The organism is Methanobrevibacter sp. V74, from assembly GCF_963082495.1.
GTDB lineage: Archaea > Methanobacteriota > Methanobacteria > Methanobacteriales > Methanobacteriaceae > Methanocatella.
On record NZ_CAUJAN010000002.1, the window covers coordinates 208,268 to 224,184 of the forward strand.

Annotated in this window: 27 protein-coding genes; all 27 read left to right on the forward strand. The window is 30.4% G+C overall.

Annotated features, from left to right (window positions below):
- Positions 1 to 145: 145 nt before the first annotated feature.
- Positions 146 to 367 (forward strand): hypothetical protein, encoded by a 222-nt coding sequence (locus Q9969_RS03690; protein WP_305554554.1) that lies wholly within the window; start codon positions 146 to 148, stop codon positions 365 to 367.
- 12 nt (positions 368 to 379) lie between these two features.
- The gene (locus Q9969_RS03695) at positions 380 to 703 is read left to right on the forward strand and encodes a hypothetical protein (protein ID WP_305554557.1); all 324 of its coding nucleotides are present in this window, start codon (positions 380 to 382) and stop codon (positions 701 to 703) included.
- On the forward strand, positions 693 to 992 hold the full coding sequence (locus tag Q9969_RS03700; protein WP_305554560.1) for a hypothetical protein: 300 nt from the start codon (positions 693 to 695) through the stop codon (positions 990 to 992). The genes Q9969_RS03695 and Q9969_RS03700 overlap by 11 nt, the downstream gene beginning before the upstream one ends.
- Positions 989 to 1,198 (forward strand): hypothetical protein, encoded by a 210-nt coding sequence (locus Q9969_RS03705; RefSeq protein WP_305554563.1) that lies wholly within the window; start codon positions 989 to 991, stop codon positions 1,196 to 1,198. Before Q9969_RS03700 ends, Q9969_RS03705 begins: the two co-directional genes overlap by 4 nt.
- The gene (locus tag Q9969_RS03710) at positions 1,195 to 1,641 is read left to right on the forward strand and encodes a hypothetical protein (RefSeq protein ID WP_305554566.1); all 447 of its coding nucleotides are present in this window, start codon (positions 1,195 to 1,197) and stop codon (positions 1,639 to 1,641) included. Before Q9969_RS03705 ends, Q9969_RS03710 begins: the two co-directional genes overlap by 4 nt.
- On the forward strand, positions 1,638 to 2,042 hold the full coding sequence (locus tag Q9969_RS03715; RefSeq protein ID WP_305554569.1) for a hypothetical protein: 405 nt from the start codon (positions 1,638 to 1,640) through the stop codon (positions 2,040 to 2,042). The genes Q9969_RS03710 and Q9969_RS03715 overlap by 4 nt, the downstream gene beginning before the upstream one ends.
- A gap of 18 nt (positions 2,043 to 2,060) precedes the next feature.
- Entirely contained in the window at positions 2,061 to 2,288 is a 228-nt protein-coding gene (locus Q9969_RS03720) for a hypothetical protein (protein WP_305554572.1), read from the forward strand.
- 340 nt (positions 2,289 to 2,628) lie between these two features.
- The gene (locus Q9969_RS03725; RefSeq protein WP_305554575.1) at positions 2,629 to 2,787 is read left to right on the forward strand and encodes a hypothetical protein; all 159 of its coding nucleotides are present in this window, start codon (positions 2,629 to 2,631) and stop codon (positions 2,785 to 2,787) included.
- A 99-nt stretch (positions 2,788 to 2,886) separates the two neighbouring features.
- Positions 2,887 to 3,177 (forward strand): hypothetical protein, encoded by a 291-nt coding sequence (locus Q9969_RS03730; RefSeq protein WP_305554578.1) that lies wholly within the window; start codon positions 2,887 to 2,889, stop codon positions 3,175 to 3,177.
- Positions 3,178 to 3,205: 28 nt separating this feature from the next.
- Positions 3,206 to 3,526, forward strand: a complete 321-nt coding sequence (locus Q9969_RS03735) for a hypothetical protein (protein WP_305554581.1) — start codon at positions 3,206 to 3,208, stop codon at positions 3,524 to 3,526.
- 876 nt (positions 3,527 to 4,402) lie between these two features.
- Positions 4,403 to 4,528, forward strand: a complete 126-nt coding sequence (locus Q9969_RS03740; RefSeq protein WP_305554584.1) for a hypothetical protein — start codon at positions 4,403 to 4,405, stop codon at positions 4,526 to 4,528.
- A 34-nt stretch (positions 4,529 to 4,562) separates the two neighbouring features.
- Positions 4,563 to 4,841, forward strand: coding sequence for a hypothetical protein (locus Q9969_RS03745; RefSeq protein ID WP_305554587.1), 279 nt, complete (start codon positions 4,563 to 4,565; stop codon positions 4,839 to 4,841).
- A 31-nt stretch (positions 4,842 to 4,872) separates the two neighbouring features.
- Positions 4,873 to 5,394, forward strand: a complete 522-nt coding sequence (locus tag Q9969_RS03750) for a hypothetical protein (RefSeq protein WP_305554590.1) — start codon at positions 4,873 to 4,875, stop codon at positions 5,392 to 5,394.
- Positions 5,381 to 6,664: a PBSX family phage terminase large subunit gene (locus Q9969_RS03755; RefSeq protein WP_305554593.1), complete on the forward strand. Its 1,284-nt coding sequence runs from the start codon at positions 5,381 to 5,383 to the stop codon at positions 6,662 to 6,664. The genes Q9969_RS03750 and Q9969_RS03755 overlap by 14 nt, the downstream gene beginning before the upstream one ends.
- Before the next feature lie 8 nt (positions 6,665 to 6,672).
- Positions 6,673 to 8,091, forward strand: coding sequence for a phage portal protein (locus Q9969_RS03760; protein ID WP_305554596.1), 1,419 nt, complete (start codon positions 6,673 to 6,675; stop codon positions 8,089 to 8,091).
- A 26-nt stretch (positions 8,092 to 8,117) separates the two neighbouring features.
- The gene (locus Q9969_RS03765; protein ID WP_305554599.1) at positions 8,118 to 9,782 is read left to right on the forward strand and encodes a hypothetical protein; all 1,665 of its coding nucleotides are present in this window, start codon (positions 8,118 to 8,120) and stop codon (positions 9,780 to 9,782) included.
- Positions 9,779 to 10,060 carry a hypothetical protein gene (locus Q9969_RS03770; RefSeq protein WP_305554602.1) on the forward strand — a complete coding sequence of 94 codons (282 nt, stop codon included), beginning with the start codon at positions 9,779 to 9,781 and terminating at the stop codon, positions 10,058 to 10,060. Before Q9969_RS03765 ends, Q9969_RS03770 begins: the two co-directional genes overlap by 4 nt.
- Before the next feature lie 308 nt (positions 10,061 to 10,368).
- Entirely contained in the window at positions 10,369 to 10,713 is a 345-nt protein-coding gene (locus tag Q9969_RS03775; RefSeq protein WP_305554605.1) for an XkdF-like putative serine protease domain-containing protein, read from the forward strand.
- Positions 10,714 to 10,716: 3 nt separating this feature from the next.
- Positions 10,717 to 11,343, forward strand: a complete 627-nt coding sequence (locus Q9969_RS03780; RefSeq protein ID WP_305554608.1) for a hypothetical protein — start codon at positions 10,717 to 10,719, stop codon at positions 11,341 to 11,343.
- Between the two features lie 68 nt (positions 11,344 to 11,411).
- Positions 11,412 to 12,419: a major capsid protein gene (locus tag Q9969_RS03785; protein ID WP_305554611.1), complete on the forward strand. Its 1,008-nt coding sequence runs from the start codon at positions 11,412 to 11,414 to the stop codon at positions 12,417 to 12,419.
- Positions 12,401 to 12,688 carry a carboxypeptidase-like regulatory domain-containing protein gene (locus Q9969_RS03790; protein ID WP_305554614.1) on the forward strand — a complete coding sequence of 96 codons (288 nt, stop codon included), beginning with the start codon at positions 12,401 to 12,403 and terminating at the stop codon, positions 12,686 to 12,688. The genes Q9969_RS03785 and Q9969_RS03790 overlap by 19 nt, the downstream gene beginning before the upstream one ends.
- A gap of 23 nt (positions 12,689 to 12,711) precedes the next feature.
- Positions 12,712 to 13,074 (forward strand): hypothetical protein, encoded by a 363-nt coding sequence (locus Q9969_RS03795; RefSeq protein WP_305554617.1) that lies wholly within the window; start codon positions 12,712 to 12,714, stop codon positions 13,072 to 13,074.
- 12 nt (positions 13,075 to 13,086) lie between these two features.
- Positions 13,087 to 13,515 (forward strand): hypothetical protein, encoded by a 429-nt coding sequence (locus tag Q9969_RS03800; RefSeq protein WP_305554620.1) that lies wholly within the window; start codon positions 13,087 to 13,089, stop codon positions 13,513 to 13,515.
- Between the two features lie 25 nt (positions 13,516 to 13,540).
- Positions 13,541 to 14,041, forward strand: a complete 501-nt coding sequence (locus Q9969_RS03805) for a hypothetical protein (RefSeq protein WP_305554623.1) — start codon at positions 13,541 to 13,543, stop codon at positions 14,039 to 14,041.
- Positions 14,042 to 14,079: 38 nt separating this feature from the next.
- Positions 14,080 to 15,156 carry a carboxypeptidase regulatory-like domain-containing protein gene (locus Q9969_RS03810; RefSeq protein WP_305554626.1) on the forward strand — a complete coding sequence of 359 codons (1,077 nt, stop codon included), beginning with the start codon at positions 14,080 to 14,082 and terminating at the stop codon, positions 15,154 to 15,156.
- Positions 15,140 to 15,388: a hypothetical protein gene (locus tag Q9969_RS03815; protein ID WP_305554629.1), complete on the forward strand. Its 249-nt coding sequence runs from the start codon at positions 15,140 to 15,142 to the stop codon at positions 15,386 to 15,388. Before Q9969_RS03810 ends, Q9969_RS03815 begins: the two co-directional genes overlap by 17 nt.
- A 20-nt stretch (positions 15,389 to 15,408) precedes the next feature.
- The gene (locus Q9969_RS03820) at positions 15,409 to 15,852 is read left to right on the forward strand and encodes a hypothetical protein (RefSeq protein ID WP_305554632.1); all 444 of its coding nucleotides are present in this window, start codon (positions 15,409 to 15,411) and stop codon (positions 15,850 to 15,852) included.
- The last annotated feature ends 65 nt before the right edge of the window (positions 15,853 to 15,917 follow it).

Here is a 15,917-nt window from a genome sequence, read left to right on the forward strand (position 1 = left end):
TATTAATGTGTATATGCGCATTAATACACATTCATCTCTAGAAATTTTTTCAAGAGAGAAATTTTTTTTATTTATTTATTTATTTTTAGGATTAAATCAATCAATGATTTAATATAACATTGTTATAAAAAGGGGGTTTTAAAAGATGAATGATGGAATTACTGTTATTAGTCAGACTACTGCTGAGAGAAGGGCTGAAATAAAAGAATTGTTTATTGGTGTTAAACCATTTTTGGAACAAGGTTTGTCATTAAAAAGAGCAACTTTAAAAGTTAAACCTGATTTGAGTTCTAATTTTAGTAATAAAAGATGGTATAAAGATTTAAGAGATTATTGTGAAGAACAGGGGTATCGTAGAAGATACTAAAGGGGAATGGAAATGAACGAAGAAATTAGTGTAAATTTAAGCGAGTGGAGTGAACTTATCATTGAATTATCAAGTAAGGAAATAAAATACTATCATTTAAAGGAAAAGTACAATGAGTTAAGTGAAGAGATTATTGCAAGTACTGATTTTAAACAACTCTATGGTAAGAATAATGAAAGTGTTAGAAAAAATCATGTGAAAAATGAACTATTAGATATGGCAAATGAATTAAAAGAGTTAGAGTTTAGTATTGATTATTGTAAAAGAAGATTGAATTATTTAAAAGGTTTAGTTACTGTTAAAACAGCATTATTGGAGGCCAAAAATGAGCAATAGGGTTACTGATAAAGTTCAAAAAGCAGTAGACATGATTCTATCCTCAACAGATAGGACAATATATGTTGAAATAGGATTATATAGAACAGAATATCCATTAGCTTGGAAAGCATTAAACGAATTAGAAATATTCGATATCTCAAACATTTACATTAAACTAATGGTTGATGATACTTACTGTAAACTGATTATTGGAGCAGGAAATTTAACAACAGAGGAAAAAGTATTAGAATACTTGGAAAAAACAGGGTACAACACATACCCAAAAAAAGGAGTGTGTAAAAATTGAGTAAAGATAACGATTTCAATAATAGTGAAAACAAAAAAAGGTTAAAATTATCTGATATTTTTGATGAGGAATTGGTATTGAAAGATGGTAATTTTTGGTATGATTTGGAATTTGACGGACACATACTTGAGCAGCCTGAGGATTATCCAATCACAGCAGTATTAAAGAAAGGGAAGAGAATAACAAAAAAAGAGGTATTTAAATGACTGATAGATTAATTATAGATGATGACTATTACTGGGTGGATACATTAACAGGAGAAAGAGTTGATGTAGATGATTCATTTGACATTGTTAATAAGTTAGATAAAGAAAATACTAAACTTAGGGCTAAGGTTGATAGATTAGAAAATGATAATGAGAAATATTATTTAACTGTTGAAAGACTTGGGAGGATAGATGATCGTTTTGAAATAACTGATTGTAAAACTGAAATCATAGACAATAAAACCAATAGAGCATACTGGTTAGAACATGAAAAGAATGTTGAGAGCATTGTTGAATTATTAAACCACTTAAATAAAGAAATCAAAGACTATAAAGACATATTACAACTATTGCACGAGGATATGAATTATGTTAAGGATTTAATATTTGAATATGGCTCAGAAGAATTAGTAAGCAAATATATTAATAGGTGTGGAATATGAAAAGATTTTCAAAAGTAAGGTATAATCAAGACGAACATTATCTTAAATTTAATGACAGAGAAGAGATTAAATTTTTCAATCTCAATGATATTGATGATTTAAGACAATTAGAATCATTTCTAAACAGAGTGCACATAGGAGAGGCACAATCAACTTCTGATTATCTTAAAAGTTTTGAAGGTAAACGATATTACATTGAATTCGATGAAGAACGTTATTATGTTATTGATAGAGAAGGTGATGTAGTTTATTTATTTGAGACGGATGAAATTGAAGAAGCAGTATCTGCGGTAAATTTATTAAACAAACAACATGACTTCATTTCTGATTTAATAAAATTTATGGAATCAAAAGGGTTTACAAATGAAGATTTTAAGGAATTCATTGAAGAGAATTATTAAAAAATTAGGTGATTTTAGATGAGTGATAGGTTTAGTTTGAAATTAGGAAGATTCTACAAAGATGATATGATATTGCAACATGAAGAAGTGCTTGAATTATTAAATAACTTTGATGAGTTATTGGAAGAGGTTAGGCATGAATTAGTTTGTATTTCTGGTTTAAAAGCATATGATAATGATTCTAATGATTCTTTTGAATTAGATTATACTAAATTAATTAAAAGAATAGATGAACATACTAATTGAAAATCAATGAATGGAGTGAAAATTATGAAAAAAATAATATGGATATTAAAGCAAATATTGCCGTTTAAATATATTACCACTTATAAAAATTCAAATGGTGAAAAGTTTACCTGTAAGTGGAGAATGTGGTTAGGAAAACCGTTTTGTATTAAACATTCAAAAATATAAAAAAAAGATGGAAAGGGTTAATATTTACCCTTTCCTAAAAAAAAGGGGAGATTTAAAATGAATAAGTGTTTTTGTGGTTATTGGTATCGTTTATTAATTAATAATGGTGTTTATGAGTATAAGAAATGTGAACGATGTGGTAGATGGAGTTTATATTTTAAAAGGTGATTAAATGACTGAATTTACTATTGGAAATATTTGTAAAGAAGTTCAAAGAATACGATTTGATTTAGAAAATGAAGAAATTGCTTCAGCAATGAAGAGATGTGATGATTTAGACCAATTGTTATATGATATTGAAGAGGGTAAGTACAGTTTGGTGGTAGAATGAGATGTGTTGTGAGCATGGGAATGCAACTGTTGAGAATGGAGCCCCTGAAATGGTATGTTCTTATTCTCATAATTGTCCCTGCTTTGAAGAGGGGTGAATATGAAGTTTGTTGATTGTGATTTTGTGGGGAAGCATGATGTTAGAAAATCTATTACTCGTGAGATTTTTATTGCGTGTCGTGAAAGTATACATAAATTTGATGAGTTGAATATGTTTCTTGTGGAAGATTATATTCATATTTTAATTGAAGAAACAGAGTATAATTCAAGAGGTCATTATTTTTATGAGAAGGAAACAGAGGTTAAAATTAATTTAAAAGTATTTAAGAATGTAGCAATAGAATATATATTAGAACATATAGATGACTTCTTACTATGTAAATATAGATGAACTTCCCCTAAAAAATATTTAGTAGTGAATGTTACTTAAAAAAAGTTATGAATGCAGTGATGGATCAATTCAAACCTGCTTTGCCACATATACCTGCAAGTATTGTGGCAAAACATTCATAAAATTCGAAAACAAAAAAATGTACTGCAGCATAGAATGTGCATGTAAATCTACTCAAGACAACAAAGCCAAATACCAACGAAAAAGAAGGAAACTTATTAATAGTGGTGAGCTTGTAAGTAATGAAACCCGTAAATTGGGAACAATACATTTCCCAGAAGAAATAGGTGACTGGGTAGATGAACTAAAAAGAGTCAAATATGCTAAAAGAAAAGCCGGTATAATATAATGTATGTAGTATTGAATTTTATTTAAAAGAATGTTATGGATAAATTTGGTCTTGAATATAATTTTATGATAATTTTATCAACATTCTAAAAAAAAAAATTTTCTATTTTTCCACCTTTTAATATTGAAGAGGGAGGGATATATACTTTTTTATAATACATTTATATATTTTTTTCATATTATGAGATGAGGATTGTGTATTTTAATGATGAGTTATGAGTATCAGCATAAGCATGTTCCTGGTTTGCGATGCCGGGAATGTGGTGAAAACAAGGAAATACTCTATGATACTCATCATGCATTAATCTATTGTAAAAAATGTGGATTAGTAATATATGAAATTAATTGTTTGTAAAAAAAAAGGGAATATATTCTGGATTGTGAAATTTATTATTTTGGGAAAAAAACATTTTTTCTTTTATTGTCTCCGCCATTTTTTTTCCTCCTTTTAAAAAATATAGAAGTTCAGATATGAATATTAAATTTTAGTATAAAAAAAAAAGGGAAAACACATAAAAATCCGGTTCATATAAAAAAAATTGTTGATGTGTTATTTTAAGAGATATTCTCCTTCTTTGGATTTATATTAAGATGTGTAGGTAAAATTCTTTTTAAAATCAATTTTTTATTATCACTCATTCAATTATTTCTTACCTACCATTTTTTAATATTTATAATCGTTCAATAAAAAACATTAAAATATATTATTTCATTCAATCTTATTTTAAAAAACACGAGGATTTAGAAAATCGTGTTTAATAAAATATTTAAAAAACTGTTCAAAACAACAAAAAAAAGAAAAAAGGTGAATAATACAATGGAATTCGACAACAAAACAATACTCATAACAGGACTAATAATAGGTGCAATCTGTGCAATGTTAAACAATTACGAACAAATAGCACTGGCAATAGTATCCGGACTAGTAGGATACCTCAGTAAAGACGCCAATATCACAATCAACAAACAAAAAGAAGCAGATGAAACCGAAGAAATAGAATAAATATTATAAACAAAATTTTTAGGAGTTAAGCATTATGACTCTAGATAACCATGATTGTGTGCGTGAAGAAACATTCATAAACATAGAAAAACGCTTAACAAGTAATGAAGAAAAAGTAGAAGTAGTACTCAACCAAACTGACAATTTAGAAGACACTCTAAAAAAGTTAGATGCTACTCAAGACAAACTAGCAATAGAAATAGCACAATTAAATACAACATTTAACATTCTAAAATGGTTAATCGGCATTCTAATAACTCTTTTCGGAGGAATATTCGTATTCCTAATAACAGAACTAATCAAAATAATCTGAATTAAAAAAAAACACTAGCAGGAAGGTTACTATGAGTGAAATTTGGGAAGAAAGACAAACAGATGAAAAAGGTAAAGAAACCACCAGAGCATTTGAAGTGTTCACCCAATATTTATACTCACCCAAACCTCGGACATTACCCAAATTTTTAAAATGGGCTGAAAAAAACACCTCTGAAACCGCTTCTAAACCACCTAAAAAATGGACTGTTGATGAATGGTCTAAAAGATGGCATTGGAAAGAACGAGCAGATGCTTTTGACATGAAAAATGTTGAAAGAATCAGAAATCAGAATAAGGTTCTTGTTGATGATGCTTTTGGTAATCAAGTTAGAACTATTTTAGAACAAATTGATGATTTGGATCAAGAAAGAAAATCTATAAAATATTCTGATGTTGTTGATGATAAGAAGATTTTAGCTTTAAAGCGTAATAGTGTGAATAAAGCTATTCTAATGAAAGAATTACGATTAATTATGGGAATGTCTACGGATAATAATAAATCTGTAGTTGAACATAACGGCTTAAAAAGGTTGGCTGATGCTTTCAAATAATAAACAATATTGGAACTGGGGGGAAACAAGTCCCAAAAGTAAAGACTTTTTCAATAATAGTAATGCATGGATTAACATTGTTGAAGGTGCAGTTAGATCTAGTAAAACAGTAACTTGTAGTGCCAGATGGTTAAAATTTTTATGTGAAAGTCCTCATGATGAATTTTTAATGAGTGGTAAAACTATCACTACATTAAAAAGAAATGTATTGACTAATTTTTTTAAAATGTTAAATACTGAGGATATTTGGTATCATCATGATAGGTATGAAAATATCTTAGAGGTTGAAGATAAAACAATTTACCTCATGGGTTTTAATGATGAAGGAGCTACTGATGTTGTTGCGGGAATGACAGTTGGAGGATGGTATGGAGATGAGGTAACACGTAACCCAAAATCAACAATTGAAATGGCAATAAGTAGATGTAGTTTACCTGGAGCAAAAATGTTTCTTAACATGAATCCATCAAGCCCATACCATTTTCTCTACACAGATTACATTAACAATAAAGAATTACTCAAATCAGGTACTGTTAAAGTATGGAAATTTCTTCTTGAGGATAATCCTAATCTTCCAAAACAATATGTTGATGAATTAATAAGAGTAAATAAGAAAAATCCTTTGTTTTACAAAAGGAATATTCTAGGTCAATGGGTAATTGCTGAAGGAGCAATATATGACATGTTCGATGAGGATGTGCATGTGTATAATACTCCTGTTGAAGTAGATGATATGAATATTACATGTGATTATGGAGTATCAACAGTCACTACGTTTGGAGTGATAGGTTATAAAAAAGATTTAGTTGATGGTAATACTTACTATTTAATGGATGAAACTTATTATGATGCTGAAATCAAAGGAGTAACTCAATCAGACACTAATAGAGTAGATGATTTAGTTAAACTCCAAGACAAACACCATCTTAATAAAAACAATACTATTTTCCTACCTCATGATGCGGCCAGTCTAAAAGCAGCTGCTAAAAAAGATAAAAGAATACGAATGAAAGTAAAAACTTATGCTCCAGATACTTTTGAAGATATTACTACTATTCAAAATTTATTTGCTACAAATCGTTTTTTCATTAATTCAAGTTGTAAAAATAGTATTACTCAAGCTCAATCTTATTGTTGGGATACAAAAGCTCAACAACGGGGTGAGGATAAACCATTAAAAGTTGATGACCATTGTCCAGACATGTGGCGTGGAGGCATATTAGGTCCTCGTAAAAAAGGATTCAAATTAAGAAAACGTAAAAAGAGATGATGATATTTATGGTTAAAATTGTAACAAACACATTCTTAAAAGATGCTGTAATTAAAAGTGTACTTAATGAATATGATGTGAAAAGTCAAGAGTTAAGTACAGAAGATATGAACTATGGTGATGAGGCTATAGATCCACCTTTCAATCCATTCCAATTAGAGAAACTCAGAGATATATCTGGATTGCATGATATTTGCATTACTGTCAAATGTGAAGATGCAATTTACAGTGGGAAAAAAATTATCAGTAAAGAAGGAATGGAAATACCAGTTGAACTTGAAGAATTCTTGAATGATTTCCAATTTGATGAGGAATGCGATTCCTTCTTAAATGACATTGAAACATATGGTTTTGCAGGATTGGAAATTTTACGTGAAGGTCCAGCATTTAAAAGTGTGAATCAGATTCCTTCATTGTATCTTCGTATGTGCCGTGATAAAAAACGTGTTGTTCAAAAAATAGGTAATCAAAAATCATACTTCAAACTATATGACCCAAGCAATACTCAAAGACTAAATAAAAACACTGGAGTCTTTGAATATGATATTACTCCTGATACGATTGCAAATGAGTTATTATGGTTTAATGGTAAAAGCAATGAAAGTAAAGTGTATGGTAAACCCGGATACTTAAGTGAATTAGATGCTATTCTAACGGACAATGCAATAATTGAATATCAACAAGGACACTTCAAAGCTAAAGGAATTCCGAATTATGTGATTACAGTTACAGGAAGTATTGAGGAAAAAGAAGATTACAGTATGGATGATTTTGAAAGGGATTTGGAAAAAGAATTCAGTACTGTTACTAATGAACCTGGAACTGCATTGGTAATGTGTGTTCCAAGTGATGGTGATGCACCAATCAATGTTAATGTGCATAAAATAGGTGAGGAGAAAAAAGAAGGTAGTTTTCTTGCATTAGCTGATTCCGTGGCAGATCGTATTTATCGTATTCATCGTGTGCCACGTGAAAGATTAGGTGAAAGCAAATCATCTGGTATTGCAAGTAACAGGACTGAAATGTTACTCAAAAATTATTCCAAAAGTACTGTGGGTAATATTCAAAAAAGAATGGCAAACTACATTAACAAAACCATCATCAAATATGAGTTCACTACTAATGATCATAAAATAGAATATCTTCCTTGTAACTTTGATGAGGAAGATAAAGTATTGGGCAGAGGTATAAAATTATTGCAGAATGGTGCGATGAAATTAGGTGAGTTTATTAACCGTTTTGGTGAGTCATTTGAATTGCACATGGATGAAAGTGATGAATATTATAATGCTAGGTTTATGAATAATCAGTCATTGGATAGTGTGTTGTATGGTGATGATCCCATTGATGCTGAAGGTAAATTGAATAGTATGATTAATGATTTAGATAAAGATATGGGTAAGTCTTATTTGGAAAAATATGATTAAACCATTAATGGGGTGTGTATTGGCGGATGTATACTTATCAGCAAAGGTTAGAATATGCAATGAAACTTAAAAGATTACATGAACTATATGTAATCAAAGACAATATTCACCTAACCTACAAGTACAAGAATCAGAACAAAGCAATACATAATGCACATTCCTTGCAGGATAAGATTATTAATTCCATTATCGATGAGGTAATGTATGGAAATGGTAATACTGTCAAGAACATAGATTCTAATATAGAAAAATTAATGACCTCTACCTTGGAAAATGAGCGTAAGCGTATACATCATCAAAATGATAAGTATGTTACTCATGCTGTGGAATTAAATTCTAAAAGATACAGTGAAATATTAACCAATCGTATCAACACTGAAGCTATTAAATTACAGGCAAAAATAGAATCTGAACTCCGTAGTGGAGTACATAATGGTTTAAGTGAAGCCCAAACAAGAAATGTTCTACAAGAGAAATATCAAGATACTGCCAAAGCAAGAATCAAGAATATCATAAGAGATAGTATACACACCAATGAATCCAACATTAGTTTTATCAATGCATTAAATGAAGGTTATAATTATAAAGTTTGGATGAATGGTAGAAGCAAAGGTAAAACCCGTGCATGGCACAGAGCTAAACTTATAGCACCAGTACCTATTGAAGATTACTTTGATATTTACGGATCATATCATGCACAATCAATGTATCCTGGGGACTTACATAGTGGAGCAGAAAATGTAGCTAACTGTAAATGTTGGTTAAGATACACTAACCGAAGACCAGAAGGATTAGGTAAAACACCAAACACCTATAATATTCCCAATACTTCTTATTTATCTCCACAAAATAAACCAACAAATAATGCAAATAAAGAAAACATACTAACAAAACCACTAGAAACATTTAAAACACGTATATCAAACACTACTGAAAAAGTAACTTCCAAGATTAAACAGATCACTAAGAAAATCACCTCAAAAATCAAAACACCAAAAGCCAATACTAAAAATTATAATCATAAAGGTAAACAACAAAAAAATACCAAATCAAAGATTAAAAGTATTGGTAACAATTTCAAAAACAAACTATTAAATAAAAAGTACACCAAACATACAACTAAAGATGGTAAACATACCATCAATGTTAAAGAAATCAATGATGCTTATGAGTTTAAAAAATATTTAGATGATGCATATAAATCACAACCTAAACATAAAGCATGGAGAGTTGATTTAACTTACACTCCTGAAGACTATATTAAATCAGGATGTAAAATGTATGTCACCAAAAATGGAAGTACAGCAGCAGTAAAACCCGATGGTGATATCATAAGTGTATGTACAAATACAAATGGTAAAAAAGATTCCATAAGAGCATTATTAGAATTCACTATAAAGAATGGTGGAACCAAATTTGATAGTTACTCTGGTAATTATGGAGTTTATAGGCACTGTGGTTTTGAACCACGCAGCTGGTGTGAAGGAGTATATGAATTTTACCCAGATAGTTGGAAAAAAGGACACAAAACAAACCCTGAAACATATAAAACAGAACATATTATTTTCTTTGAATACACGGGTAAACAAAGTAAATATTTAGATGCTGATGAATTTATAAGTATTGAGGAATATAAAGGTAAAGATTATGATCATGCCGAAAGAATAAGGGATGAGGGGATGAAACAATGAATGAAAAAAAATATCCTATGACATATGAAGAATATGAAAAAAGAGTCATTGAATTATTCCTGGAACCAGGAACATACACTGCAACAAAAGAAGAAAAACTAGAATTCATATATGATGAATTATTAAAAAATGATCCGGATTTCATCAGAAATTTATATAGGCAAGATTGCCATCATTATGATTGTCCTGAAAAGTATGGGGTAGTTAATCCAGAGAATATTTTTTCTGATGAGGTATTATCAGCAATCCCTGTTTATAATTTGGAGTTGCTTTTCTAAAAAAAAAAAATCAACTATTTTTTTCTAATGTTTTTTTAGTAGAGTATCCAAGTGGTCAAAGGAGATAGACTTAGGATTTATTGAATTAGTTTTTTCATGGGTTCAAATCCCATCTCTACTACTATTTTATTATTTTAATTTATGGATGTAATGTATATCTTTTATTATTTTTTCTATTTTTCCACCTTTAAGTATTGAAGAGGAAGTATAATAATATTATTATTTTTTTTGTTTATTTACTTCTTCATCAATTTCTATCTTTTAAATAAAAAATTTAAACCTCAAAATACAATGGGGGCAAAATATATATGATTGTTAAAGGTCCGGTGCTAGTACCAGAAATACCTGATAAAGCTGGGGATGTGCTTGATGAAGAAACAATTAGAAAAGCATTACTCGTTATTGCACGTAATGGTGTATTAATGGATGTTCAACACAGCTTAATGAATGTCGGTAAACTTTTAGAATTGTATATTACTGATTCAACAGTTGAGTGGATGAGTAATACATTACCTAAAGGAACATTATTTGCAAGTGTTGATGTGTTAAAAGAAGATATACAACAGGCTATTCGTGATGGTAAGTATACTGGTTTTAGTATATTATCCGCACCTACAAAATCTGTTCAAGAAATGGACAGGGGGTTACATTAAATTATGGCTAGATTAAAGTTTAAAGACATAGGGGAATGGACTCCTTCAAGTATTAGTATTGTTGATGAACCTTCACATCCACTATGCCATTTCGAAGTGTATGACGATGATGATGAGTATGTGAAAAAATCAATTGATATAACTGGAAGTGAAATCATGGTTGAATCAACAACAAATGACAGTACAACTGAAGAAGCTAGAGTTTCTGTTAGTGAAAGTTTCTTGGAAAAACTTTTAGGAAGATCTATTCTTAAATCAACAGAACCCACTACTGAACCACCAAAACCAAATGATGATGAAGGTAGTGCTGCTAAAATCATGGAAAAATTAGATGCAATGGATAAAAAAATTGACTCCATCGATACTAGAGTAGTTAAACTTGAAAAAGAAGAAGATCCAAACCCACCTGAAGATAATGATAGTACTCCTGCACCAGGTGCAGTAGGTAAAAATGATAATGAATCTGAAGCAAATAATTCTGAACCACCTAAACCTAATGATGCTGTTTTAGATACTGCTTCAGTTGTTGCTAAATCACAAGAATTAGACCCAGATAACAGTACAGTTTCCACCACCAATGATTCTTTCATGAAAAGAACAGGTAGGAATAGTAATGGTATGACCTGGTAAAAAAAAATTAAGTTTTTATATGAATATCAAATAAACAATTTTACAATTTTTTTATAGAGGTATAAATAATGTCAATAGCACTAGTTGAAAACACAATCCGTGACCGTATCCTAAATGGAGAGGGTTTCGTTACTAAATTCGTAGATATTGGTCAAGGAAGTGGAAAATTAAATAATGGTGTATTACAAGCAGAAAAATCTGACAAATACATCCAAGCATTAAGTAACAAGGCAACTTTTCTTGAAAAAACAAAACTCATTACAAGTCACAATCACAAAAGACAATTAGACATGATGAGTTTTGACATTGAATTGGAAGCAGGAAGAATCAATGGAACTCCACAAACATTATCAAATGCTCAACACCCAAGCTTTACTGATGCAAGTTTCGATGCAGAAGAATTAAGAGCATTAACTGGATTACATCGTACTACATTATATGACAGTATTGAAGGTAAAAACTTCATGAACACTTTAACTAATACTTTTGCAGAAGCCAATGGTTTAGCATTAGAAAGAATCCTACTTTATGGAGATAAAAATTCTACTGACTCTACTGCATCATCTGGTTATAAAGTCATTGATGGTATTGTTAAAAAAGTAAAAACCAAATCAGAAATCAGTGTTGAAGAAATTGATTTAACTGCAACTGATTCCAACCCATTAAAAGAACTCCGTAGAATGTTTGATTTATTCCCAGACAAATACAAAGTCGATGGTGGAATGGCTTGTTTCGTACCACCAGTATTAAGAAGAGCATTATACAGGTTCATAGCTGATAATCAAGATAAATACGGTAGAGAAGCAATAATCACTAAAGACGGTGACTTAATAATTGAAGATATTCCAATTGTAGGAATACCACAATTCAGTACTTTACGTAATGGGTTCACTAAAAAACCAGTCATCTTAACTCACAAAGAAAACATTCAATGGTTAGCAGATCCTGATAACATAATGGTAGAATCCCAATTCATGTTAAGAAGTAACACTTACGATATTGCTTCCACAATGTATGCAGATATCAACTTTGCATTCAAAGATGCTACTAGTCTTGCTTGGTTAAAGGAAGCATAATTCCTCCAACACCAGCAGTTACCCGTAACATTTCAGTATCTGTAATGGAGGGAACAAATCCAGTAAGTAATGTTGATGTTGTATTGGAAGATACAGATGGAAATCAATTTACTGGTAAAACAGGAAGTGCTGGAGGATGCACAATAAGTAATGTTCCAGAAGGAAGTTATAGTGTAATGGCTTCCAAAACAGGTTATGCTGTTTACACTGGAAACATTACAGTAAGTGAAGAAAACACTACACTTGCAATAACTTTAACAAAAGAATAAAATGAGAAAGGGGGATCAGGGTCTTGTATTGTACAGTTGATGATGTGAAAAACCTATCAGGAATCAAAGCAAAAAGCTTAGGATTCAAAGATAATGAACAAGAATTTGAGAAATTAATCAAAGATTGGATTTCACAAAGTGAAGGATTAATCAATTCATATTGTAACAGAAAATGGGAAGAAAACACTCCTTTAGCAGTGAAAAATATATGCAGTAGATTAGTATCTAACATGATCGCATTTCATATTTCACGTGGGGAATCCCCAATCAAAAAAGTCAATGATTACACCACTAAAATTTACTCAAGTGAAATATTCACAAATGACTTAAAACAAGACCTCAAACCTTTTAAGAAATCATCCAAAGTAAAAGTATTCAAAATATAAAGGTGAATATACATGGTTACAATCCATATCAAAGTTGAATCTAACATTCATCTTACAGAAAATGCAGTTGAATTTAAAAAGAAGTTATTAGATCAACTAAGTAAAAATACAAAAACACTTTTTGAAAAAAACACTCCAAGACAAACAAGTCATGGAGCAAATAATTATAAAATTATTAAATCTGAAGACAAGCATGAAGTAACCAATGATGCTTTTTATTTACCATTTGTTAATGATGGTACTGGAGTATATGGTGCAAGACATGCAGTGATACAGCCTAAAAAAGCAAAAGTATTACATTTTACTTGGAGAGGTAGGGAATGGTTTCTTAAACATGTTAAAGGTCAAAAACCTAAAAAATTTGTTGAAAGGAGCATGATTGAAGTTATTCAATCTATTGAAAGTGCAGTTGTAATTGCTAAGAATGGAACATTAGAATAAAAAAAAAGAAATGGTGGAGTATTAGATGTTGAATATTATTAAAGGTCCTGAAGCAGTAACTAGAATGGTGAAACAATGCATCACCAAAGAATTAACTCCAACAGGAATTTTATCTGATGTTGAAATGTTCATTCCTAGTTATCGTTCGGATGATGAAATCGAAGAACCATGTATATGGTTATTCGAACAAGAAACAACAATAGCAAGTGGAAAAGGAACACTTTCAAGTAAAATGGAGCTACAAACTCCTTTCGAATTTTATTGCATAGTATATGACGAAGAGGACATAGAGCAATCAGAAATAAAAGGAAAAAACTTAGCAACTAGAATAGCAGCATGCATTGCTAAAAATCATATTAGGGTACTTAAAGAAGATAATACGATGATTCAAGGTTTAAGGCCAGTATTTGAATTATTAGCTCCAGTGGGATTCATACAAGATGATGACCTTGGAGAAAAAGTACCAATTACAAAGCTAAGAATTAATTTCATTTATTATGTTGATTGGAAAATATGTTGTCAATGAAAATCAATAATAACTAATTAAAAAAGGGTGATTAAAAAATGGTAGATAGAGGATTTGGATTATGTCAAGAAACCACATACGGCGAAGTTTTAAACACTACTAATTTCAATGAATCCAAATTGGATTGGTGGAGTGAAGCAGACTCTGCAGACTTCAAATTAAATGACAAACCAGTTACAAAATCAGGTTCAAGTAGAATGAACAAACAGTCACGTGCAGGAATCATCAAACCAACAGGAACTACAAAAGCAGATGCAGATTTACAAAGATTCGCATTATATTTCAGAGCTTATCTTGATAATTATAAATACACTGCAGGTTCTGGAGATGTACATACACATGAATTCTGGGGCGGGGAAAATAAAAAACTTCAATCGTTCAGAGCAGTATATGTTGCAGATCAATTGAAAAAATACATATTTGGTCTACTTTGTGATGGTTTAAAATTCGAAGTATCTGATGAATCAATGAGTGTGGAAGTAAATTGGATTTATAAAACAGAACATGCAGGAATAATTGGTAAAAATAGTGAAACATTCACCAAACCAAAAGACCTTATCAATGATTTATTCTTAATGTTCTATGACATAAGCTTAGAATTAAATAATAAACCAATGACAGGTATTGGAACCAATTTATCTTTTGAAGGTAAAAACAATCTTGCAGTAGATAACATAGTGGGTTTTGGTTCAAGAGGACCACAAGCTTTAGCTTTAGCACAAAAAAGAGAGAATACCCCAAGTGTAACCATTGGTTTAACTGAAGATACAATTGAATCTATTATTGCAGCAGAATATGGTAAAATTGGTGAATTAACTGTAGGTGACAGTGGAGCATATGAACCTTCAAGATGTACTATTCTTGAAATTCCATTTGCAATAAATGTGAGAATGTGTGAATATCCTGATTTATTAATGAGAATAGTATTCCCAATGTGTACATTAGCTGTTGAATATGATATGAGTGGTGCAGACAGTATTGATGCTACTATTAGTATGGAAACATTAGGATCAAACGAAATAACTCTTGCTGATGAAACTACTAAAGTTCAAACTGATATGTATGTATTACTCAAAAACAATCAAACTGAATTAGGAGTTGCACATTCTCCCTGAGCCTAAGGTAATTCCTGAAATTTCAATAAAATTAAATGGAACAGATGTAGCTTCTAAAACAGTTACATTAACTGATGGAGTAAATACTTACACTGGAACAACAGGTTCTGCTGGAGGATGTACTATAAAAAATATTCTTGAAGGCACCTACCATGTAAGTGTAGAAAGTAATAATTTAAATGATATTATTGTTTCTGAAACAAACACCTCATTTGAATTTACATTAGACTAGAAAAAAAAGGAGAATTAATTATGGTATTATCAATATCTGAAATATTAAATGGAAAAGAAGATCATCACGAATATTACATTAACTCTCTTGATGGGGAGATTTGCTTAAGAGCTTTGACAAGTGGAGAATGGGATAGAATTGATGAAATCAAACAAAAAGATTTGGGAGATTACACTATCAATGAAAAAACATTCACAAAAAAGAAAAGAAGAGTAAAAGGGGAAATGGAATCAAAAGCAAAATTCAATATCAATGCTTCAAGTAAAGCTACTAAAAAAGCAATGTATGAAGCAATAAAATTAAGTACTGATAATCCAGGTAACCCTGAAAAATGGACACTTGAACAAATCAAAAAATTGCATAAAAATGAAATCATTGAAATTTATGAAAAAATTGAAGAAATTTCAGGTGCTAATGATGAGGATTTAGAAACTGAAATTGAAGACTTTCCTGAGAACAGCTGAAGGTACAAAAATCATCTGGCTTGATTATTGTGGGTATCACTTGGCAGAAAAGCAAAGTGATTTAA